Annotated in this window: 22 protein-coding genes and 1 pseudogene; 11 read left to right on the top strand and 12 right to left on the bottom strand. The window is 68.8% G+C overall.

The genetic code is table 11. The features are described 5' to 3' along the window. Positions 1-9: 9 nt before the first annotated feature. The 6 genes from ASD21_RS01905 to folE form a co-directional block, all read right to left on the bottom strand. The gene (locus ASD21_RS01905) at positions 10-795 is read right to left on the bottom strand and encodes a 3'(2'),5'-bisphosphate nucleotidase CysQ (RefSeq protein ID WP_056435872.1); all 786 of its coding nucleotides are present in this window, start codon (positions 793-795) and stop codon (positions 10-12) included. Next, a complete protein-coding gene (locus tag ASD21_RS01900) occupies positions 792-2,123 on the bottom strand; it encodes a TldD/PmbA family protein (RefSeq protein WP_056435870.1) in 1,332 nt (443 codons plus the stop codon). Before ASD21_RS01900 ends, ASD21_RS01905 begins: the two co-directional genes overlap by 4 nt. A 136-nt stretch (positions 2,124-2,259) precedes the next feature. After that, positions 2,260-4,041 carry an FAD-binding protein gene (locus tag ASD21_RS01895; RefSeq protein WP_056435867.1) on the bottom strand — a complete coding sequence of 594 codons (1,782 nt, stop codon included), beginning with the start codon at positions 4,039-4,041 and terminating at the stop codon, positions 2,260-2,262. Positions 4,042-4,172: 131 nt separating this feature from the next. Next, on the bottom strand, positions 4,173-4,574 hold the full coding sequence (locus ASD21_RS01890; RefSeq protein ID WP_056435863.1) for an MAPEG family protein: 402 nt from the start codon (positions 4,572-4,574) through the stop codon (positions 4,173-4,175). Positions 4,575-4,760: 186 nt separating this feature from the next. Beyond that, positions 4,761-6,602 (bottom strand): M14 family metallopeptidase, encoded by a 1,842-nt coding sequence (locus tag ASD21_RS01885; RefSeq protein WP_056435860.1) that lies wholly within the window; start codon positions 6,600-6,602, stop codon positions 4,761-4,763. Between the two features lie 136 nt (positions 6,603-6,738). Further along, positions 6,739-7,380, bottom strand: coding sequence for a GTP cyclohydrolase I FolE (gene folE / locus ASD21_RS01880; protein WP_056435857.1), 642 nt, complete (start codon positions 7,378-7,380; stop codon positions 6,739-6,741). Between the two features lie 178 nt (positions 7,381-7,558). On the opposite strand from folE, the gene cysS reads away from it, so the two are divergent. Genes cysS through ASD21_RS01850 form a run of 7 tightly spaced genes read left to right on the top strand, consistent with a single transcriptional unit; the run spans position 7,559 to position 13,652 of the window. Further along, a complete protein-coding gene (cysS, locus tag ASD21_RS01875; protein WP_056435855.1) occupies positions 7,559-8,950 on the top strand; it encodes a cysteine--tRNA ligase in 1,392 nt (463 codons plus the stop codon). 30 nt (positions 8,951-8,980) lie between these two features. Further along, entirely contained in the window at positions 8,981-9,493 is a 513-nt protein-coding gene (locus tag ASD21_RS01870; protein WP_056435853.1) for a DinB family protein, read from the top strand. Between the two features lie 19 nt (positions 9,494-9,512). Further along, positions 9,513-9,974, top strand: coding sequence for an SRPBCC domain-containing protein (locus tag ASD21_RS01865; protein WP_056435850.1), 462 nt, complete (start codon positions 9,513-9,515; stop codon positions 9,972-9,974). Between the two features lie 5 nt (positions 9,975-9,979). Further along, positions 9,980-10,441, top strand: coding sequence for an iron-sulfur cluster assembly scaffold protein (locus tag ASD21_RS01860; RefSeq protein ID WP_056435848.1), 462 nt, complete (start codon positions 9,980-9,982; stop codon positions 10,439-10,441). 54 nt (positions 10,442-10,495) lie between these two features. Then, entirely contained in the window at positions 10,496-10,750 is a 255-nt protein-coding gene (gene yidD / locus ASD21_RS23175; protein WP_082554589.1) for a membrane protein insertion efficiency factor YidD, read from the top strand. After that, a complete protein-coding gene (gene thrS / locus ASD21_RS01855) occupies positions 10,747-12,726 on the top strand; it encodes a threonine--tRNA ligase (protein ID WP_056435845.1) in 1,980 nt (659 codons plus the stop codon). The genes yidD and thrS overlap by 4 nt, the downstream gene beginning before the upstream one ends. Beyond that, positions 12,726-13,652 (top strand): glycosyltransferase family 2 protein, encoded by a 927-nt coding sequence (locus ASD21_RS01850; RefSeq protein WP_056435842.1) that lies wholly within the window; start codon positions 12,726-12,728, stop codon positions 13,650-13,652. Before thrS ends, ASD21_RS01850 begins: the two co-directional genes overlap by 1 nt. Positions 13,653-13,690: 38 nt before the next feature. Here the strand turns inward: ASD21_RS01850 and ASD21_RS01845 are convergent, their stop codons facing one another. From ASD21_RS01845 to ASD21_RS01835, 3 genes are all read right to left on the bottom strand, one after another. Beyond that, positions 13,691-14,527 (bottom strand): hypothetical protein, encoded by an 837-nt coding sequence (locus tag ASD21_RS01845; RefSeq protein WP_056435839.1) that lies wholly within the window; start codon positions 14,525-14,527, stop codon positions 13,691-13,693. A gap of 117 nt (positions 14,528-14,644) precedes the next feature. Continuing rightward, positions 14,645-15,547 (bottom strand): hydroxymethylglutaryl-CoA lyase, encoded by a 903-nt coding sequence (locus tag ASD21_RS01840; RefSeq protein ID WP_056435836.1) that lies wholly within the window; start codon positions 15,545-15,547, stop codon positions 14,645-14,647. After that, a complete protein-coding gene (locus tag ASD21_RS01835; protein ID WP_056435833.1) occupies positions 15,544-17,259 on the bottom strand; it encodes an ArnT family glycosyltransferase in 1,716 nt (571 codons plus the stop codon). The genes ASD21_RS01840 and ASD21_RS01835 overlap by 4 nt, the downstream gene beginning before the upstream one ends. Before the next feature lie 55 nt (positions 17,260-17,314). Here ASD21_RS01835 and ASD21_RS01830 point away from each other — a divergent pair, with 55 nt between their 5' ends. From ASD21_RS01830 to ASD21_RS01815, 4 genes are all read left to right on the top strand, one after another. Then, positions 17,315-18,052 carry a glycosyltransferase family 2 protein gene (locus ASD21_RS01830; protein WP_056435830.1) on the top strand — a complete coding sequence of 246 codons (738 nt, stop codon included), beginning with the start codon at positions 17,315-17,317 and terminating at the stop codon, positions 18,050-18,052. 294 nt (positions 18,053-18,346) lie between these two features. Then, positions 18,347-18,772, top strand: a complete 426-nt coding sequence (locus tag ASD21_RS01825) for a hypothetical protein (RefSeq protein WP_056435827.1) — start codon at positions 18,347-18,349, stop codon at positions 18,770-18,772. A gap of 163 nt (positions 18,773-18,935) precedes the next feature. After that, on the top strand, positions 18,936-20,207 hold the full coding sequence (locus tag ASD21_RS01820) for an acetyl-CoA C-acyltransferase (protein WP_056435824.1): 1,272 nt from the start codon (positions 18,936-18,938) through the stop codon (positions 20,205-20,207). Between the two features lie 146 nt (positions 20,208-20,353). Then, positions 20,354-20,677, top strand: coding sequence for a hypothetical protein (locus tag ASD21_RS01815; RefSeq protein ID WP_056435821.1), 324 nt, complete (start codon positions 20,354-20,356; stop codon positions 20,675-20,677). On the opposite strand, the gene ASD21_RS01810 is transcribed toward ASD21_RS01815, so the two are convergent. From ASD21_RS01810 to phaR, 3 genes and pseudogenes are all read right to left on the bottom strand, one after another. After that, entirely contained in the window at positions 20,674-21,018 is a 345-nt protein-coding gene (locus ASD21_RS01810; protein WP_056435818.1) for a hypothetical protein, read from the bottom strand. The genes ASD21_RS01815 and ASD21_RS01810 overlap by 4 nt on opposite strands. Before the next feature lie 92 nt (positions 21,019-21,110). Next, a pseudogene (locus ASD21_RS24535) lies at positions 21,111-21,175 on the bottom strand (hypothetical protein); the annotation flags it as partial. Positions 21,176-21,199: 24 nt separating this feature from the next. Beyond that, positions 21,200-21,880, bottom strand: coding sequence for a polyhydroxyalkanoate synthesis repressor PhaR (gene phaR, locus ASD21_RS01805; protein ID WP_056435815.1), 681 nt, complete (start codon positions 21,878-21,880; stop codon positions 21,200-21,202). Between the last annotated feature and the right edge of the window lie 123 nt (positions 21,881-22,003).

Below are 22,003 nucleotides of genomic sequence, written 5' to 3'. Positions count from 1 at the left end.
GCGCGGAAGTTATCGTTGCGGCAGGTCGATATGCCCGACGCGTGACAGGATCAACGGGTGAAGCGCCCGATTGGCGCAAACCACGCTCGGAAGCAGCGGATTCGCCCGATTATAGCGGAAGGCGGCGCCCTTGTGGTCGGTCAGCACCGCCCCGGCCTCGGCGCAGATCAGGTCGGCGGCGGCCAGGTCCCACTCGTTCTTGGGCGACAGGGCGACCGCCGCGTCGAAGGCCCCGCCGGCCACCAGGCACAGGCGATAGGCGATCGAGTTGCGGCTCTCGACCCGCATCGGCGGCCAGGGGTTGGCCCAGGCCGGATGGATGAACATCTTGGCGTCGCCCAGCATGGCGGCGTCCTCGAGGTCTTCGGTGTCGCTGGGGCTGATCGCCGCGCCGTTCAGCGACACGCCGCCGCCCAGGGTGGCGACATAGGTCTCGTCCAGGGCCGGAGCGTGGACCACGCCGGCCACAGGGCGGCCGTTCTCGACCACGGCGATCGACACCGCGAACCAGGGCTTGCCCTTCATGAAGGCCTGGGTGCCGTCGATCGGATCGACGACGAACTGGCGCGCGGTGACCAGCCGGGCCGGATCGTCGACCGTCTCCTCCGACAGCCAGCCATAGGCCGGCCGGGCCGCGCCCAGGCGGTCCTTCAGCAGCGCGTCCACCGCCAGGTCGGCGTCGGTGACCGGCGAGCCGCCGTCCTTGGACCAGATCTTCAGCCCAGCCTCGCGGGCCGAGAGCGCCAGGGCTCCGGCTTCGCGCGCCGCGGCGAGGATCAGGTCCAGGTCGGTCATTTTCCGGCGATCGCCAGGGCGTCGACCAGCAGGGACGGGCTGTTGCTGGCCCCCCGGATCTCCAGGTCCGAGCCGGGGACCAGACGGGCGTAGATGTCGATCAGGTTGCCGGCCACGGTGATCTCGGTGACCGGACCGGTCGAGACGCCGTTCTCGAACCAGAAGCCCGAGCAGCCCACCGACCAGTCGCCGGTGTTGCCGTTCAACGAGGGGCCGAACATCGAGGTCACCAGCAGGCCGGTCCCCGCGTCGGCCATCAGGCCCGCCAGATCCTTGTCGCCGGGCTGCAGCGTCAGATTATGGGTCGAGACGCCGGACGGGCCGGCCAGGCCGCGCGAGGCGTGGCCGGTGCTTTCCAGGCCCAGCTGCTTGGCCGAGCTGATGTTCATCAGCCAGGTGGTCAGCACGCCGTCGTCGATCAGGGCGCGGGCCTCGCAGGCCACGCCCTCGTCGTCGAACGGCGCCGAGCCCAGGCCGCGCGGCCGGAACGGGTCGTCCAGCAGGTTCACGCCCTTGGCGAAGATCTGCTGGCCCAGCCTGTCCTTCAGGAACGAGGTGCCGCGGGCGATCGACGGGCCCGAGATCGCGCCGATCAGCGGGCTGAGCAGCGAGATGGCCAGGCGGTTCTCGAAGATTACCGGGGCGGTGGTCGAGTCCAGCTTGCGGGGGTTCAGCTTGGCGACGGCCAGTTCGCCGGCCTTGGCGCCGATGCTTCGCGGGCTGGGCAGGTCGCTGGCGTGGCGGGCCGAGCGGCCCTCGCCGCCGCGCTCCATGCCCGCCCCTTCGCCGGCGATGGCCGAGGCCGAGACGCCGAAGCCGCTGGCCTGGTGCAGGCCGGAAAAGCCTTCGCTGGTGACCAGCCGCCAGGTCGAGGCGCTCCACGACGACGAGCCGCCGTCGGAATTGGTCACGCCCGGGGTGGCGCGGGCGGCGGCTTCGGCCTCGCGAGCCTGGGCCTCCAGGGCCTCGGCCGAAGGCTCGGTCGGGTCATAGAGGTCCAGCTCCCGGAACGGCGCGCGCGCCAGACGCTCGGCCGGGGCCAGGGCGGCGTAGGGGTCCTCGGGGGCCAGGCGGGCCATGGCCACGGCCCGGTCGATCAGCTTGGCGCGGCCCTCGGCCGAGATGTCCGAGCCCGACACCGTGGCGCTCTGCTTGCCGACGAACACTCGCAGGCCGATGTCGCGGGACTCCTCGCGCTCGACCTCCTCCAGCTCGCCCAGGCGAACGCTGACGGAGAGGGATTGGCGTTGCGCGAACACGGCTTCGGCGGCGTCGGCGCCAGCGGTTCGCGCGGCGGCGAGCACGTCGTTCAACAGGTTTTCGTCCATGCGGTCTTATGGACGAGGACGAGCGCGCAGCGCGAAGATCCGGGACCGACGCGTGAACGCAGGCGCTTCCGGCGGTCCCGGATCGGCGGCCCTTCGGGCCTTGTCCGGGATGACAGCGGTTGGAAGTGCGAAAGACCTAGCCGGCCCGCCGGGTGAAGCCATCCGCGCTCCACCTTTCGCTGCCGACGCCGTGGTGGACCACGAACAGGCCGTCGGGGTCGTGGCGCTGCTTGATCGCCGCCAGCCGCGTCCAGTGGCCGCCCCAGCTGGACGCTTGCCAGTCGCGGGTGAAGAAGTCGCATTCCGACAGGTAGCCGCCGGCGTCCGGGGCGGCGGTCTTCAGGGCGTCCATGGCCTTGTGGACGCGGACGGCGTGGTCGCGGGCCTCGGCCAGATCGGGACCGGGCATGCCGGGATAGGCCGGGTCGCCGGACCCGGCGATGATCGCCAGGGCGAAGGCGTCCAGCACCTGCGGGTTCATCGCCGTGTCGCGCGAGGCGGCCAGGGTCGCGGGCGAGGCGCCGGCCAAGCCCTTGTTGAAATGGAACGACACCGTCCAGTGGCGGCTGGCGGCGAACCAGGCGTCGACCAGCTTGCCCTGATCCTGAGGTTTCAGCAGCGAGGCCGGCAGCCAGGCCGAGGTGTAGGCGTGCCAGAAGGCTCCGACCTGCTCGCCGTCGCCGGCCCACCAGTAGTCGCCCGGCCGCGCGCCGGGACGATCGCTGACCTTGATCGCCTCGGGGGCGTACTTGCCCAGGACGGCCGGGTTCCAGAAGTGGCGGGCGGGCAGGGCCAGCACCACGGGATCGGGGGCCTGATAGGCCTTCGGGCGCGCCTTCACGAACTCGGCCAAGTCTTTCCAGGCGGCTCGGGCGGTCTCGACGTCCAGGCCCTGGAAGACCATCTGGACCTCCAGCCTGTTGTCGGTGTGGGTGCGGACCTGCTCGCCCCAGTGCGGGTTCAGCAGGTGATCGGCGTAGTGGGCGATGAAGGCGGCGATCAGGTCGCGGAACGCGGTGTCGGACGAGGCCTTGATCGTCCAGCTCACGACGCCGAAGCTCTCGGGCAGGTCGTGGGTCTTCAGGGTCAGGCGGGTGACGACCCCGAACGTGCCGCCGCCGCCGCCCTTCAGGGCCCAGAACAGGTCGGGCTCCTGGCTGGCGTTGACGACGCGGACCGCGCCGTCGGCGGTGACGATCTCGGCCTCCAGCAGGCTGGCGGCGGCCAGGCCGAAACCCTTGGAGAAGCTGCCGAAGCCGCCGCCCTGGACCAGGCCGGCGACGCCCACGGTGGTGCAGCCCCCGCCCTGGACGTAGCGGCCGGCCTTGGTGGTCACCGCGTCGTAGACGTCGACCCACAGGCAGCCGGCGCCGACCGAGACGGCGGGCGTTGGCGCGGCGCTCGAGCCCTGGGGCGTGAAGGCCTCGTGCAGGGCGATGTCGCGCAGGCCCTGGGTCCAGACCAGCAGGGAGTCGGGGGCGTTGGAGCCGCCCATGTAGCTGTGGGCCCCGCCGCGCACGACCAGGCGCAGCTGGTGCTCGGCGGCGAAGCGCACGGCCTGGGCGACGTCCGAGGCCTGCTCGGCGCGGACGACACAGGCGCTGGGCGACGAGGTCCAGCCGTCCAGCCAGCCCGAGCTCTGGGTCAGGCCCGGCTGGTCGCTGACATAGAAGGGATCGGCCAGCCATTTGGCGGCCTCGGGGCCGTCGAGCCGGGGCGGTACCACCGGCTTCAGCCGCCCGCCGACCGCGGCGTTCAGCGACGCCCACTGCTGGTCCGTCGGCCAGGCGGCCGTTCCGGGACGGGCCCGGCGCATCACGGCGGCCACGGCGCGGTCGATCTTCAGGGTCGCCGCCGCCGGCAGGGCCAGCAGGGCCGCCAGCAGGGTTCTGCGTGTCGTGTTCGAACCGATGGTCATGACGTCTTTCCTCGCTGGTCGGTGAGGAAGACATCGGCCAGGGCCTGGCCGCGATCCAGGGGCGTGGGACGAGCGGCGGCCCTTTCGGGACGGCCGGAAACGCCCTGGTCCGGGCGGCTTGGAAAGCGGGATCAGCCGATCGCGTAGAACAGCAGGGCGACCGCGCCGAAGATGTAGGCCAGCCAGGTGCAGATCATGCCGACGGCGCGCGGGATCGAGGCGCCGCCGCTGTTGGACAGGCCCACGGCGTGGATCAGCCGGCCGGCGAACAGCACCAGACCCACCACGTGAATGGCCAGCGGCGGAGCGCCGACCAGGGCCAGGACGATGACCGCCGCCAGACCCACGGGGATGTACTCGCTGGCGTTGCCGAAGGCGCGGATGGCGCGGGCCAGTTCGGGAATGCCTTCATCGCCCAGGGCGACCTTGTGTTTCTGCCGCAGGCGCACGACCAGCAGCGACAGGGTCAGCAGGAGCAGGACGTGCAGCCCCACCCACAGGGCGGCGGCGTGTCCGGAGGCGATGGTGTCCATCGATCGTCACTCATGAAACTAGTCGAACGTGAGCGGCATAAGGTTCAGCGTTCGCGGAAGCTGGCAAGCCGGATCGTCGGGGAGGCGACTAAGGCCGGTCACGATCGGGGACATGCCCTTGCGGCGTGTCCCCTTCGCGCGCGGGGGTCCTGGTTGGGGACACGCCGCGAGGGCATGTCCCCGCCCCTACAGCTCGCGCCCGACCGGATAGAGCTTGTAATGGTCGTCGTAATACGGCGTCCGCGCGTAGAACCACCCCAGCCGCGCATCGGGATCGGCGGCGAACTTCGGGTCCGCCGCCAGCTTGGCCTCGAACTCGGCTTTCAGCTTGGGATCGGCGGCCAGCATCTTCTCGGCCAGCGGGGCGATCGCGTAGCCCTCGATATATTCGACGCGCTGCAACACCTCGGGGAACATGCCCCAGGCGAAGAAGCTCTCGTCGCTTTCCGGCTCCAGCAGCAGGGTCACCATCTCGCCCAGCGGCTGGTCGGTCGAGATCCGCACCGAGCCGGCGGGGAAGGTGACGGTGCGCGTCTCGTGGGTGACCGGGCCGGCGTCGATCTCGACATGGCCTTCGCTGGCGCGTGTCGCGAGCTTGGGCGCGGTGAGGCGGATCATGTCGACCGACACCGCCCTGGGCGCGGCCAGGGTCTCCATCTGGACGCCGTGGATGCGCAGACGTTCGATGATGTCGGGCTTGGCCGACGAGACCCAGTAGGCCTTGGCCGGAGTCAGGTCGAGCGACGGCTCGCTGGTGTAGAGCGGCAGCGACCAGGGCTTGGGATCGGGCTTGCCCAGCCAGCGCACCTCCTTGCCGCCCGAGGCGGGGGAGTCGTAGGTCTCGTACAGCACGCCCAGGAAGCTCACGGTGTGCAGCGGCTTGCCGGCGCCTCCGAAGCTGGTCCCGAAATTGGCCTTGATCACGGCGGGCCGCTGGGCGCGGTCCTGCCGCTCGGCGGCCCGCAGGGCGGCGCCGTCCTTGGCCAGGACCTTCAGGGTCTCCTCCAGCAGGACGTAGGTCCCGAGCACCCGCTGCCGGTAGGGCTTCAGCGAATGGTTCTCGACCAGCACCGTGGCGATCCGCGCGGCGTCGCCGTAGCCGTTGGAATAGCGCAAGGACGCCGGCGAGGCGCCCAGGCCCTTCTTGGGGTCGCGGTTGTCCAGGCCGAAGACCAGCTGGCCGGGGATGTGGCCCGCCGCCTTCAGGCCCGCCTCGGTGGCCGGCAGGAAGGCCTTGTCCAGCCAGGCGCTGGTGGCCTTGGAGCGCGCGAAGTCGCCCTGGTAGCCGGCCCAGCCATAGGTGACGTCGTACTGGTAGTCCTCGCCGTCGGTGACGTGGATGTCCATGTAGAGGTCGGGCTTCACCCGATCGATCAGCGTGATCATCGCCCGCATCTCCGGCGCGTCGAGCTTGCCGTAGTCGCGGTTCAGATTGAGGTTCTGGGCCGTGTGCCGCCAGCCCTGAATGAGCGGGCCGCGCTGGTTGGGACGGCTGTAGGGGCTGGCGCGCTCGTGACCGTCGACGCTGAGGATCGGCACGAAGACCAGGTTCACGCTGTTCAGCGGATTGTCCTTGCCGTGGAAGGCCCCCCTTTCGAAAGCAATGTCGCGCAGCAGCATCATGCCGGCGTCCTTGCCGTCGATCTCGCCCGGATGGATGCCGGCCTGGGCCAGCAGCACGGGCTTGTTTGGATCGAACTTTTCGCCGTCCTTGGAGACGTAGAGCACCAGCAGGTCGCGGCCCTCGGGCGACTTGCCGAACACCTCCATGCGGATCAGCGGCGAGGCGGCGTCCAGCTTTTCCAGCCAGGCGCGGGTCTCGGCATAGTTCGGCGAGCCGGTCAGGCCCGTCAGCTCCGACGGCGTGATCCAGGGATCGGACGGTTTGGCGATCAGCGTCTCGCTGGCGCCATGCCAGGCCAGGGCCGGGGGAAGGATTTCCGATTCCCAGGGAGCTTTCGGGGTCTGCGCCATGGTCATGCCCGCCGTCATCGCGACGGCCAGAGCCGCCAGCCACGTCTTCAACATCTTACGCCCCCACGGAAACGCCGTGCGTCCTTCGAGGCTCGCCTTATGGCTCGCTCCTCAGGATGAGGAAAGCAGTACAGACTTCCTCATCCTGAGGCGCCGCGAAGCGGCCTCGAAGGACGCAGGGACTTTCAACCTACTTCCGCGTCACCAGGTCCATGAAGCGCTGCTGCAGGACCTTGTCGGTCTTGAACGCGCCGCGGAACTGGGTGGTGATCGTCGAGACGTCGTGGTGATGCACGCCGCGGGTCGACATGCACTGGTGCTCGGCGTCGATCAGCACGGCCACGCCGGCGGCGCTGAGGTGGTCCTCGATGGCGTCGGCGATCTGCATGGTCATGGTCTCCTGGGTCTGGAGACGCTTGGCGAAGATCTCGACCAGGCGCGCCAGCTTGGACAGGCCCACGACCTTGCCGGTCGGCATGTAGGCCACCCAGGCCTTGCCCAGGAACGGCGCCATGTGGTGCTCGCAATGGCTCTGCACGTCGATGCCGCGCAGCATGACCATGTCGTCATAGCCCTGCACGTCCTCGAAGGTGCGACTGAGCTCCTGCGCGGGATCGCCGCGATAGCCGGCGAACCACTCGCCATAGGCGTCGACCACGCGCTGCGGCGTATCGAGCAGGCCTTCGCGGTCGGGGTTGTCGCCGGCCCAGGCCAGCAGGGTCCGGACGGCGGCCATGGCCTCGTCTCGGGTGGGGCGCTGGGCGGGTTCAAGATCAAGACCGATGTCGTTCTCGAGATCGGTCAGGGTTCGCTCGCAGGTCCGTGCGTCCATGTGTGGGGAAGGTCTTTCCACGGGCTGAGTTGCGCCAGGACGCCTTTCGTCCTGGAATTACGCGTGCCACCCGTCGCGCATTGGGACCAATAAGCATGGTCGTGCGCGCGTGCTCTCGTTATATGGGGCCAATCCGTATCCCCGCAACACTCCCGCGACGTCAGGCCGCTCCCTTCCCATGACCATCAAGCTCTACGACACCATGGCGCGCGAGAAGCGCGACTTCGTTCCCGCCGATCCGAGCCGGGTGACGATGTATGTCTGCGGGCCGACGGTCTACAACCACGCCCACATCGGCAACTTCCGGCCGGTGGTGGTGTTCGACGTCCTGTTCCGCCTGCTGCGCCACGTCTATGGCGAGGACGCGGTGGTCTATGCCCGCAACGTCACCGACGTGGACGACAAGATCAACGCCAAGGCCGCGACCGAGGGCGTGGCGATCAAGGTCATCACCGACCGCTACCTGGCCGCCTACCATCAGGACGCCGCGGCCCTGCTGACCCTGTCGCCCAGCCTGGAGCCCAAGGCCACCGAGCACATGGGCCCGATCGTCGAGATGATCGCCGCCCTGATCGCCAACGGCAGCGCCTACGCCGCCGAGGGCCACGTGCTGTTCGACACCCAGGCCTTCCCCGACTACGGCGCGCTGTCGGGCCGCGACCTGGACGACATGATCGCCGGCGCCCGGGTCGAGGTCGCGCCCTACAAGCGCCACCCCGCCGACTTCGTGCTGTGGAAGCCGTCCAAGGAGAACGAGCCCGAGTGGGACAGCCCCTGGGGCGCGGGCCGTCCGGGCTGGCACATCGAGTGCTCGGCCATGATCGACAAGGCGCTGGGCCAGACGATCGACATCCACGGTGGCGGCATCGACCTGGCCTTCCCGCACCATGAGAACGAACTGGCCCAGAGCCGCTGCGCCCACGGCGCGCCGGTGCTGGCGAACTATTGGCTGCACAACGGCTTCCTCGACATGTCCGGCGAGAAGATGTCCAAGAGCCTGGGCAATGTGATCATCCCGCACGAGCTGCTGAAGACCACGCCGGGCGAGGTGATCCGCTGGGCGCTGCTGTCGGGCCACTACCGCCAGCCGCTAGACTGGACGCCTGAGCTGGTCGAGCAGAGCCGGAAGGCGCTGGACCGCCTGTACGGCGCCCTGCGCCGCGCCAAGAGCATCGAGGCCGCGACCGACGTCGACGGCCCGGTCGACGTGCTGGCCGCCCTGTCGGACGACCTCAACACGCCGCTGGCGGTGTCGGGCTTCTTCGAGATCTCCAGCGCCATCGAGCGGGCCGTGACGGCCGGCGACGAGGCCGCGATCGCCGCCAACAAGGCCCGCCTGCTGTCGGCCGGCGCCCTGCTGGGCCTGCTGCAGGCCGATCCGGACGCCTGGTTCGAGGGCGACGCCGACGACGACCTGAAGGCCAAGGTGGAAGATCTGCTCAAGCGCCGGGTCGAGGCCCGCGCCGCCAAGGACTGGACCGCCGCCGACGCCATCCGCGCCGAGCTGGACGGCCTGGGCGTGGTGGTCATGGACGGTCCCGCCGGCGCCACGTGGCGAATGAAGGACTAAATACACACCCGAGGAACCCAGGAGCCCGAGATGCGCGCCTATTTCCAGATGTTCGCCGGATACAACGCCTGGGCCAATCATCGCCTCCACGCGGCCTGCGCCATGCTGGACGAGGCGGACTACAAGGCCGAGCGCGGGGCGTTCTTCGGCTCGATCCACGGGACGTTGAACCACCTGCTGGTCACCGACCGGATGTGGCTGGCGCGGCTGCGGGGCGAAACCTTGCCGCCGCACGGACTGGACGCGGTGATCTTCCACGACCTGGCGACCCTGCGCGAGGCGCGGAGCCACGAGGACGCGGCGCTGTCGAGCCACGTCGCCGCCCTGACCGACGAGCAGCTGGCCGGCGTGTTCCGCTGGACGCGGATCGCCGACGGATCGGTGGTGACCCAGCCGATGTGGGCCACCCTGACCCACCTCTTCAACCACCAGACCCACCATCGTGGTCAGGTTCACGGCCTGCTCAGCCAGGCCGGGATCGACCCGCCGTCCCTCGACCTACCGGTCTTCCAGAAGGCCAGCGGCTTGGGTTTCATCGCTTGAGAGTGCTAGACGGACGACCATGCAACGCGCTGTAGAACACCGTACCGGGGTGCTGGCCCCCGCCGAGATCGTCTGGGAAGTGATCTCCGACTTCGCGACCTGGAAGGACTGGAATCCGGTCCATCCCCGCATGGAGGGCGAGATGCGCATCGGCACTTCGCTGCGCTTCGATCTGGTGGTCGACGACGGCCAGGCCCGGCTGGTCGAGGCCGTGGTCCAGGACTGGGTGCCCTACGAACAGCTGCATTGGCGCACCAAGCGGCTGAACGGCTTCGTGACGGCGATCCGCTATCTGGAGATCGAGAAGATGAGCGACGTCGGCTCCACCTTCTCGAACGGCGAGCTGTTCATGGGCCCGCTGGTCCGTTTCGTCAGCCGCGACGAACGCCGCCAGCTGAAGGCCGCCTTCACCCGGATGGGCGAGGCGGTGAAGGCGCGGGCCGAACACCTCTGGTCGCAGCGCCAGAACAGCCCCACATAAGCGGCATGATCGACGACCTTTATTCGGCCCGGATCCTGAGCCTGGTGGCCAACATGCCCCGGGCCGGACGCCTGGCCGCGCCCGACGCCAGCGCCGAGAAGACGGCCAAGCTGTGCGGCAGCCGGATCGTGGTCGACGTCACGGTCCGGGACGGCAAGGTCGCCGACTTCGCTCAGGACGTGGCCGCCTGCGCCCTGGGCCAGGCCTCGGCCGCGATCCTCGGCGCCCAGGTGGTCGGAGCGGATCTTTCCGAGATCGAGTTGGCCCGGGACGCCTTGCAGGCTATGCTGAAATCAGGCGGCCCACCTCCCCAGGGCCGATTTTCGGAGCTCGCCGTGCTGGAGCCGGTCAAGGACTATCCCGCCCGTCATGCCTCGACGCTGTTGGCGTTCGAGGCCGCGGTGGAGGCTGTCCGCAAGGCCACAGGCGAGACCCAAACCCGAACTAGCCGCGTCGGCGCCGCTTGATCGAGACTTTTCGCTAGTCGATAAGTCCTCGACTCCGTTCGCGAAAGCGCCGGCATGACACTCTACGAACGCACCGTCGACCTGGGCCTGAAGGCCTACAAGACGACGCTTTCGCCCTTCATCGGGCGTCAGTGCCGGTATCTGCCGACCTGCTCGGAATACGCGGCCCAGGCGCTCAAGGATCATGGACCCCTGAAAGGGTCCTGGCTCGCGGTGGGACGGATCTGCCGATGCAATCCGTTAGGCGGTTCAGGGTACGACCCGCCGCCTCCGCCCCGCGCGCCGCGCAAGTGGAAATGTGAAGAATGATCGACCTGATTTTCCCCGACGGCTCGGCCCGCCAGTACCCTGACGGTGCGACGGGCCGCGACGTGGCCGCCTCGATCTCCAAGTCGTTGGAGAAGAAGGCCCTGCTGATCAAGCTGGACGGCCAGCTGCTGGACCTGGACCGTCCGTTGACGGCCGATCTGCTGGGCCGCGGCAACCGCTTCGAGATCATCACGCGCGAGGCCCCCGAGGCCTTGGAGGTGATCCGCCACGACACCGCCCACATCCTGGCCGAGGCCGTACAGGAGCTGTTCCCCGGCACCCAGGTGACGATCGGTCCGAACGTCGAGGACGGTTTCTATTACGACTTCGCCCGCGACGAGCCGTTCAGCCTCGACGACCTGCCGAAGATCGAGGAGCGCATGCGCCAGATCGTCGATCGCGACGAGAAGATCCGCCGCGAGGAAGTCGAGCGCGACGCCGCCATCGCCGACTTCGAGGCCATGGGCGAAAGCTACAAGGCCCAGATCATCCGTGACCTGCCGGTCAGCGACACGATCACGGTCTATCACCAGGGCGAGAAGTGGAAGGATCTGTGCCGCGGTCCCCACCTTCCGTCGACCAAGGCGGTGGGCAAGGCCTTCAAGCTGACCAAGCTGGCCGGCGCCTATTGGCGCGGCGACCAGAACAACGCCCAGCTGCAGCGCATCTACGGCACGTCGTGGGCCAGCGAGGCCGATCTCGAGGCGCACCTGAAGCGTATCGAGGAGGCCGAGCGGCGCGATCACCGCAAGCTGGGCCGGACCATGGACCTCTTCCACATCCAGGAAGAGGGCAAGGGCATGGTGTTCTGGCACCCCAAGGGCTGGACGCTGTACCTGGCGCTGGAGGCCTATATGCGCCGCCGTCTGGACGCGGCCGGCTATCGCGAGGTCAAGACGCCCCAGATCCTCGACAAGAGCCTGTGGGAGAAGTCGGGCCACGCCGAGAAGTTCGGCCACGCCATGTTCATGTGCGAGAGCGCCGAGGGCGAGGTTCTGGCGGTCAAGCCGATGAACTGCCCCGGCCATATCCAGATCTTCAATGTCGGCCAGAAGAGCTATCGCGAGCTGCCGCTGCGCATGGCCGAGTTCGGCGCCTGCCACCGCTACGAGCCGTCGGGCGCCATGCACGGCATCATGCGCGTGCGGGCCTTCACCCAGGACGACGCCCACATCTTCTGCCGCGAAGAGCAGGTCACGGAGGAAAGCGCGCGCTTCATCGAACTGTTGCGCAGCGTCTATAACGACCTGGGCATGGAGCTGGCGGACGTGAAGTTCTCGACGCGTCCGGACTTGCGCGCCGGCACGGACGAGACCTGGGACAAGGCGGAGCACGCCCTGGCCACGGCCGCCGAGGCGGCGGGCGAGCGTCTGGTCGACCAGCCCGGCGAAGGCGCCTTCTATGGTCCCAAGCTGGAGTTCTCGCTGAAGGACGCCATCGGCCGGGTCTGGCAGTGCGGCACGCTGCAGCTGGACTTCGTCCTGCCCGAGCGCCTCGACGCCGAATACGTGGCCGAGGACGGCTCCAAGAAGCGGCCGGTCATGCTGCACCGGGCGATCCTGGGTTCGTTCGAGCGATTCATCGGCATTCTGCTGGAGAACTACGCCGGCCACCTGCCTTTGTGGCTGGCCCCGGTCCAGGTCGTGGTGGCCACGATCACGTCCGACGCCGACGATTACGCACAACGTGTGGCTGAGCGATTGACTTCCATGGGCATTCGCGCAGAGGTCGATTTCAGGAATGAAAAGATCAACTACAAGATTCGCGAACACAGTCTCGCGAAGGTGCCGGTGATTGCAGTGGTCGGGCGTAAGGAAGCTGAAAACGGAGAAGTCGCCCTGCGTCGCCTCGGCGGCGAAGGACAGAAGGTGTTGTCGCTGGAGGACGCCGTGCGCGCGTTGACCACGGAAGCGACCCCGCCGGACCTCGCCCGTGATCGCGCCGTGGCGGCGCCCGCGGAGTTGGCGCAGGCCTGATGAACAGCATTCTTCCTTCTCATTCGACCTTCGTCTCGGGTGTGCGGCCGGTTCGGCCGCGCGTCTCCGTCGTCATGGTCGTCTATCAGACGGGAGACGCGCTGATCGAAAGCATCCAGCACGTGCTGGCCGAGCCGCTGGTCGACGAGTTCGTCATCATCGACAACGGTTCGCCGGCGGACTGGGCCGAACGGCTGCGGGCCCTGAGCCAGGCCGAGCCGCGCGTCGTGCTGCGGCAGGGCCACGGCAATGTCGGCTTCGCGCGCGGCGCCAACATGGGCGCCGAGACCGCGCGCGGCGAATACATCGTCTTCCTCAATCCGGACGCCAACCTGCAGGCCAATTGCGTCGAGGCCCTGGTCGCGGCTTTCGAGAACCAGCCGGTCCCCACAGTGGTCGGGGCGCGGGTGATGAACACCGACGGCACCGAACAGCGCGGCGGCCGGCGCGGCGAGGTCACGCCGGTCACCACCCTGCTCAGCTTCGGCCATCTGACCGCCCGGTTCAAAGGCCTGTCGAAATTCGAGATCCACCGCGAGCGCGAACCGACGCCGGACGCGGCCGTGCCGATGCCGACCATCTCCGGCGCGTGCTTCGCCCTGCGCCGCGAGGACTTCGACCTGCTGAGCGGCTTCGACGAAGGCTATTTCCTGCACGTCGAGGACATCGACCTGTGCTGGCGCGCCCGCCAGGCCGGCGGTCAGGTGCTGTTCCAGCCCAAGGCCGAGGTCATCCATCTGGGCCACACCAGCCTGGAGCATCCGCTGAAGGTCGAGTTCCACAAGGGCGTGGGCCTGTCGCGCTACTTCATCAAGCGGGCCGACTCGGTCCAGCGCTACATCCTCGCCGTCCTGCTGGCCCCGCTCATCCTGCTGATGAGCGTCTCCCGGCCGCTGATCTGGAAGATCACCGGGCGGCCGATCTGACGTCGCTCCCCGGCCTCGACCGGGGAGAGCGCCGTCGCCTAGTCGGCGAACACGAAGTTGTCGAACGCCACGAAGCCCAGCACGATCGTCAGCGAGGCCAGGCCGCCGAACCCGGCGGGGGCGAACGTCTGAGGCGAGGTGTTGTTGGGCGGCGTCGAGAAGACGGCGCTGATCGTGGAGCCGTCCGGCCGCGTTCCCGTGAACTCGATGGCCTGGGCGGTGATGGCGGGATTGGGGTTGCACATCTGCAGCGAGCGGAAGTCGAACTTATGGCCCGCGGCCGGCTTGACGGTCATCGTGGACGGCGAGCCGAAGGTGCCGACGAAGCCGTTGATGAAGCCGCTGCACCACTTGTTGCCGACGGAATTGGTGAAGGTCAGGCCTTGGGAGGTGTAGGCGGTGGCTATCGACGGGCAGCCGGGCGGGAAGTCCTGATTGAACGTCACCGTCTTGGCCGCCACCCCCTCGAACACGAAGTTGTCGAAGGCCACGAAGCCCAGACTGACCACCAGGCTGGTCAGGTCGTCGAAACCGGCGGGGGCGAAGGTCTGCGGCGCGGTGCTGGCGTTGGGGGTGCTGAACTGGGCGCTGACCGAAGTGCCGTCGGCGCGGGTCCCGGTGAAGGTCGTGGTCTGGGGCGGGATCGCCGTGTTGGGATTGCACACCTGCAGCGACCCGAAGTCGAACACGCCGCCGTCGTCGCGGCTCACGAACAGCTGGCTGGGCGAGCCATAGGTGCCGACGAAGCCGTTGATGAACGGGCTGCACCAGGCGTTGCCGACCGAGTTGGTGAACACCAGGCCCCCGCTGCGGTAAGGTCCCGGCGCCGACGGGCAGCCGGACGGAATGTCTTGGAACGTGATCGTGTTCGCCATCGCTGTCCCCCTGTCTGACGCCTGAGCGCGTCGGCCGCGCGGCCGTGGAACCGGGCGACGAGATCTATCTTGAGTCGCGCAGACTAAAGATGCTCGTTATGGGGTAGTCAAGGACGGCTAGGCGGGGAATGTCCCCGCCCGCGCCAGCGAAGACGCCGGTGACGCCTTGCCCAGGCGTTCGCTGATGTCGCGGCCGATCTCGATCAGGGCGCCCAGGTCGTAGCCGGTTTCGAAGCCGGCCCGTTCCAGCATGTAGACCAGGTCCTCGGTGCCGATGTTGCCGGTGGCGTTCGGCGCGAACGGGCAGCCGCCCAGGCCGCCGACCGAGGCGTCCAGCACGTCGATCCCGGCCTCGACGCTGGCATAGGCGTTGGCCAGGCCGGTGTTGCGGGTGTCGTGGAAGTGCATGCGCAGGCGGACGTCCGGTGCGGCCACGCGCACGGCTTCGATCCGTCGGCGGACGGTCCAGGGATCGGCGACCCCGATGGTGTCGGCGATGGCGAGCTCGGTCACGCCCATGGACGCGGCGTCGCGGGCGATGGCCGCCACCTGGTCCTCGGAGACCTCGCCGTCGAACGGACAGCCGAAGGCCACCGAGATCGTGGCGGTGATCGGAGGGCCGCCCTCGACCGCCTGGCGCTCGACGATGGCGGCCAGGGCGTCGACCTGCTGGGCGGCCGTGGCGCCCTGGTTGGCCAGGCCGAAGCCGTCGGTGGCGCAGACCACGACATTGGCCTCGTCGCACTGGGCGGCCACGCAGCGCTCCCAGCCGCGCATGTTCAGCACCAGGCCGATTCGCGAATGCTCCAGATCGGGCGTCAGCGCCGCCTGGATTTCCTCGGCCCCGGCCATCTGGGGCACGCGGTTGGGATTGACGAACGAGACGGTCTCGATGCGCTTGGCGCCGGCGGCCTCCAGCCGGCGGATCAGCTCCAGCTTCTCGCCGACCGGCAGGGACAGTTTCTCGTTCTGCAGGCCGTCGCGCGGACCGACCTCGACGATCTGGATGAAGCGGCTCATGGGCGGGCCTCCGCTTGGGTTTCCGCGGTCTCGTCGCCGGTCTCGTCCTCAGGGCGGATCGGCGCGCCGCGATAGAGCGTCAGGCGCTCTTCGTCGCCGTCGGAATAGTCGAAGCCCGCGACCACGCCGGCCGGACGGGCGGTCTGGCCCAGGGCGGCGAGGGCGGCCTGGAAGGCCTTTTCCTGGCGGCCCTCGACCACGGCGGGACGGCCCTGGGCGACGGCCTTGGCCGCGCCGACCGGGTCGGTCAGTTCGGTGGTGGTGCCCAGCAGGAAGATCATGCTGGGCTCGGCGTAGCCGGTGACGGCCACGGGGCCCGGCGCGCCGCCCCGGGGCGCCAGGTCGGCCTGTTCCAGGGCCTTTTCCAGGCGCGGCGCCAGCAGCAGCGGCTCCAGGCGGGGAACGAGAAGGCCGACCAGGGCGGCGTGGGCGGCGATGCCGATCGCCCCGGCCGCGACCAGGGCCGTGGCGGCGGTCTTGCGCATGATCAGCACGGCCCCGACGCCGCCCGAGGCCAGGAACAGCAGGGCGGTCAGCGCCGTCCAGGGAATGTCGCCGGAATCGCCGTGCTCGCGCTGCAGATAGATCGCCACGACCGCGAACAGCAGGCCCGCCAGGGCCGACAAGACCGCGCCGATCACCCGCGAGATCGGGCCGAGCGGGGCGCGCAGGGCGGCGGCCATCAGCATGCACAGGGCCGGCACGGCGGGCAGGGTGTAGTGCACCAGCTTGGTCGGCAGGATCTCGAACACCAGCCAGGTCGGGATCAGCCAGCACAGGGCGAAGCGGATCCCGGCCTCCTTGCGCCCGGTCCAGCCCTGGACCAGGCCGGCGGGCAGCAACAGCGTGGTCGGGAACACCAGCAGGAACGCCGCCAGGGCGTAGCTGCCGAACGGCGCGCCGTGGCTTTCCTGGCCGCCGGCCAGCTTGGGGGCCAGGTCGCCGGCCACGGCCGTCGACCAGAAGGCGCCGTCGGTGGCCACGGTGATCATCATCGCCCAGGGCAGGACGATGGCCGCCAGCACGGTCACGCCCCAGCCCCAGCCCAGGTCCTTGATCCAGACCGCCTTGCGGTCCCAGATCCACAGGGCGATCACGCTGAGCGCCACGACCATCAGCCCGACCGGGCCCTTGATCAGCACGCCCATGGCCAGGCCGACCCAGAAGGCCAGCTTGGTCCAACGATGAACCTTCTCGCCCGCGAGATGCGCGGCGTAGATCCGCATCAGGGCGGCCATGGCCAGGGTGGTGAAGCCGCACAGGGCCGCGTCGGTCTTGGCGATGAAGGCCTCGGTCGACAGCAGGATGGTCGCCCCCAATATGCCGCCGGCCAGCAGGCCGGTCTTGGGTCCCAGCAGCGCCGCCGCGCCCCAGGCGCAGGCCGCCGCCGCCAGCATGGCGCCCAGCAGCGAGGGGAGGCGATAGGCCCAGATGCCGCGGTCCTCGGCGGCCGAGAACGCGGTGACGCTGGCCGCCTGCAGCCAGTGGATGCCGACCGGCTTCTTGAAGCGCGGCTGGTCCTGGAACTTGATGACGACCATGTCGTCGGTTTCCAGCATCTGGGCGGTCGCCTGGGCGAAGCGGGATTCGTCGCGGTCGAGCGGCGGCATGGCGAACAGGCCGGGCAGGCCGGCGATCAGCGCCACCAGCGCGGCGAACAGCGGACCGCGCCAGCCGCGGCTCCAATCATCCAGGCGTGATTCAAGCGTCATTGTAGTGGAATAGCACGATCCTTCTTTCTGGCTATTTTTGCGCTATGAGAGGGCGATGACCGCTTCCGCTTCCGCTATTCCCGACTATTCCGTCGTCGTGCCCGTCTTCGACGAGGGCGGGGCGGCGCCTGCCCTGGCGCGCGAGATCGCCGCCGCCTTCGCGGGCGAAAACCACGAGATCATCTTCATCGACGACGCCAGCCGCGACGACACCAAGGCCCTGCTGGTGGCCCTGAAGGCCGAGATCCCGCAGCTGCGGGTGCTGAGCCATCGCAAGAATTCGGGCCAGAGCCGCGCCGTGCGCAGCGGCGTGCTGGCCGCCCGCGCCCCGATCGTCATCACCCTGGACGGCGACGGCCAGAACGACCCGGCCGACGCGCCTCGTCTCGCGAAGGCTTTGAAGGCTGCGCCGCCCGAGCTGGCCCTGGTCGGCGGCGAGCGGGTCAAGCGCCAGGACAGCTCGGCCAAGCGCTTCGCCTCCAAGTTCGGCAACGGCGTGCGCAAGCGCATGCTGAAGGACACGGCCAACGACACCGGCTGCGGGCTCAAGGCCTTCCGCCGCGAGGCCTTCCTGCGGCTGCCCTATTTCGATCACATCCACCGCTACATCCCGGCCCTGATGCTGCGGGAGGGCTACCAGGTCGAGTTCCAGCCGGTGAACCACCGTCACCGCGAGAGCGGGGTGTCGAAATACACCAATTTCGGCCGGCTCAAGGCCTCGGTGTCCGACCTGCTGGGCGTGATGTGGCTGCAGACCCGGGCCCGCAATCCGCAAGGCGTGGACGAGGTTTGAGGGGTTAGCCCTTCTTTGCCTCCACCATCCCCCTCCGTCATCCTCGGACTTGTTCCGAGGACCCCTAGGTCCGCCGCGTTGTCGCTTGCAGCAAGGCCGCGACCTCACCGCCCCATGGATCATCCTTCTTCGCGGTTGAAGCAGGGGTCCTCGGAACAAGTCCGAGGATGACGGGCATTTGAGCGGAGCTCGCCCGCTGGGCGGCGCCGCCTTTCCGGAATCCGCAAAACCGGTTAACCCTGTCGTCCGTCGTCGCGCGCCTATGGGGCGCGCCTCTCGGGGGAGAGCCGGAACATGTTCGCCGCGTTTCCGCTGCTGGCCCTGCCAGTGCTGGTCTACAACCTGATCGTCCTGACCCTGGCGGGCGGCTTCCACGCCAACGGCGCCCAGGCCCGGCTGGCCGAGCAGCTGTTCACGATCCACATGACCTCCAAGGCGGACTGGACCGTCAGCCTGGGCGACCTGTTGCTGGCCGCCTCGCTGGTGGTGCTGTTCGTCGAGCTCTTGAAGTCGACGACCAGCCGCAAGATCGCGATCATCAACCACTCGCTGTCGATGGTGCTGTTCATCCTCTGCCTGGTCGAGTTCCTGCTGGCCCCGGCCTTCGGCACCTCGGTGTTCTTCCTGCTGACCGTGATGGTGCTGCTGGACGTGCTGGCCGGCTTCATCGTGACCATCGTCTCGGCCCGCCGCGACGTGGACTTCGGCGACGCGCACTAGTTTACGGCCGGGGACATGCCCTCGCGGCGTGTCCCCAGTCGAGATCGGTGCGTCGGAAGGGGACACGCCGCAACGGCATGTCCCCGGTTAGCGCCGATTTAGACAAGACCCTTGCGGCGAAGCCGGGCCATGCTGACATCCTGTCTTTCGCGGGATCACGATCATGGCGTCCAAACCCGACATCTGGCTGGCGGCCGGCCTGCGCACTCCCTTCGCCAAGGTCGACGGGCCGCTGAAGACCCATGACGCCATCGCCCTGTCGGTCCCCGTGGTCCAGGCCATGCTCGCACAGGGGGCGCGGCCGGACTTCGCGATCTGGGGCACGGTGATCCCCAACCTGACCTGGAGCAACATCGCCCGCGAGGTGCTGCTGGACGCCGGGGCCGATCCGACCATCCCGGCCTTCTCGACGATCATGGCCTGCTCGACCAGCATGATCGGGGTTATCGAGGCCGCCGGCATGATCGACGGGCGCGGCCGCGACCTGGCCCTGGTCGGCGGGGTCGAGAGCATGAGCAAGGTCCAGATCGGGGCCAGCATCGCCTTCTCCGACTGGCTCAAGGGCTTCCAGGCCGCCAAGACTCCCGGCCAGAAGCTGGCGCACCTGACCAGGCTGAAGGCCGGCGACCTGAAGCTGTGGATTCCCAAGGTGGCCAATCGCACCACCGGCCTGTCGATGGGCGAGCACACCGAGATCACCGCCAAGGCGTGGAAGCTGGCCCGGGCCGACCAGGACCAGATCGCCTTCGAAAGCCACCAGCACGCGGTCGCGGCCTGGGAGGCCGGCTTCTTCGACGACCTGGTGATTCCGATCGGCGAGCTGAAGCGCGACACCATCCCGCGCAAGGATTCGACGCTGGAGAAGCTGGCCAAGCTGGCGCCGGCTTTCGACCGGACCAGCGGCCAGGGCACGCTGACGGCCGGCAATTCCTCGCCCCTGACCGATGGGGCCGCCGCGATCTGGGTGGCGTCCGAGGCGGGCCTGGCGCGCCTGCCGGCCAGGACGCCGCGGGTGAAGGTGGTCGACTACGAGGTCACCTCGATCGACCTGCGAAACGAGGGCCTGCTGATGGCCCCCGCCTACGGCGTGCCGCGCCTGCTGGCCCGCAACGGTCTGAACTACGCCGATGTCGGCCTGTGGGAGATCCACGAGGCCTTCGCCGCCCAGGTGCTGTCGCACATCGCCGCCTGGGAGGACGAGGCGTTCCGCAGGACCAAGGCGGGCGTCGATGTCGATCTGGGCAAGTTCCCGCGCGAGCGGATGAACCCGACGGGCGGCAGCCTGGCGGTCGGCCATCCGTTCGGGGCGACCGGGGCGCGGATCCTCAGCCAGGCTGTCAAGGAACTGGCCACCCGGCCCAAGGGCGAGAAGGCCATCGTCAGCATCTGCGCCGACGGCGGCCAGGGCACGATGATGCTGCTGGAAAGCGCCTAGGTCAGGGCCGTGAAGATCAGGGTCACCACGGCGATGTCGAAGAAGCGGGTCACGGCGGTGAGCAGCATGATGGATCTCGTCGGCTGAATTCACCGACAACCAAGCAAGACTGGCGCCAACGCCGCCTCCTGCGTTAGCCTCGCGTCATGGCGTTGTTCTTCGACCAGCTCTGGTACGACGCGCGGCTCGCCGAGCGGGGGCTGACGCGGGCGGTGCTGGCCGCCGTGGCCGGCATGACCGGCGAGGAGCTGGTCCTGGCCTACAAGGACCAGCGAGAGCTGACCGCCGCCCAGATCGCCGCTTTCGCCGAGCTCCTGGGCGTTCCGCTGGCCGAGGCCGCGCGCCGGGCGGGCGTGGGCGCGCACGCCGCGGCCCTGCCGGGCGAGGCGCTGACGCTGGAGCAGAAGGTGGCGATGCTGGAGGCCAGGGTCGCCGCGCTCGAAGCGGAACTGGCCCGCCTGAAGGGCTAGATTTCGGTCTTCTTGATCAGGCCCGCCCTGGGACGGCGGTCGGCCGGGCCGGAATATTCCGTGCCGAGATAGGTCGAACGCGCCGCGTCGAGCACTTCCTGCCCACCGCGCAGACCGCGCTTCTGGCCGCTCTGACCCATCAGATGGGCGGCGAAGGCGGCGAAGGCGCCCCCCCGGCGCGTGTTGGGTCGCGGATCGCGCGGCGGCGGGGCCGGCTGCTCGTCGCGCACGAAGGTCACGTCCTCTTCGCCGTCCGCCTCGGGACGGTCGGCGTCGCGCGGCGCGGGCAGCGCGCGGCGGGCGGGCTGGGCGCGCCGGATGGGGTCGATCGGACCGTTCATGGTGAAGAGTTGTGATCCATGACGGTTAAGGACCGGTCAGCCGGCGTGGTTAAGGGGTCGTGGAAGCGCGGTGCGTCCTTCGAGGCCCGCTACGCGGGCGCCTCAGGATGAGGAGCTTTGTTGCTCCGCATTCCTCATCCTGAGGTGTGAGGCGCAGCCGAGCCTCGAAGGACGCACGGCCCTAAGGCTTGGTCGCCAGCTTCTCGATCTGCTGCTGCATGGCCTCCAGCTGGCGCTTGAGGTCGGCCAGGGAGTCCTCGCTGGGCGCGGACGGCGCCGCCGCGGCGGGCGGCGGTGGTTCGGCCGGAGCGGCGGGCGCGTCCTCGGGCCGGGCGTAGGCGAACGGCGAGAACATCTTCATGGCCCGGTCGAACAGCGCCATGTTCTGGCGGATCTGCTCTTCGTAGACGCCCATGCCCGGCATGCCCTTGGCGCCGCCGATTCCCGGGGTCAGGCCCGCGAACTGGGTGCGCATGCGCTCCTGCTGCTTGGTGAAGCTCTCCAGCGACATTTCCAGATAGCTGGGCAGGAACGCCTGCATCGAATTGCCGTAGAACCCGATCAGCTGGCGCAGGAACTGGATCGGCAGCAGGTTCTGGCCGCCGCCCCGGTTTTCCTCTTCGAAGATGATCTGGGTCAGGACCGACCGGGTGATGTCGTCGTTGGTCTTGGCGTCGTACACCACGAAGTCGACTCCCTCCTTCACCATGTCCGACAGGTGCTCGAGGGTGACGTAAGAGGAAGAGGCTGTGTTGTAGAGGCGACGGTTGGCGTATTTCTTGATGACGACCTTCTGGCCGCCGTTCTTTTCGCCGGGGGCGCGGGCCGAACCCGTTTCGCCGTTTTCGTTGTTCTCGGACATTTCGTTCCCTAGGACAGCGTTGTCTCCGCCTTTTCGCATCGCACTATCGCGGAAGCAAAGGCATGGCGCCAGTACCGGCGGCGCTTGGAGTTCGCAACATCCCGTGAAAATGTGCGCGTGACG

The sequence above is a fragment of the Caulobacter sp. Root1455 genome, from assembly GCF_001426905.1.
Lineage (GTDB): Bacteria > Pseudomonadota > Alphaproteobacteria > Caulobacterales > Caulobacteraceae > Caulobacter.
Note: the sequence above shows the minus strand (reverse complement) of the source record. Positions and strands in the feature narration are given on the sequence as shown.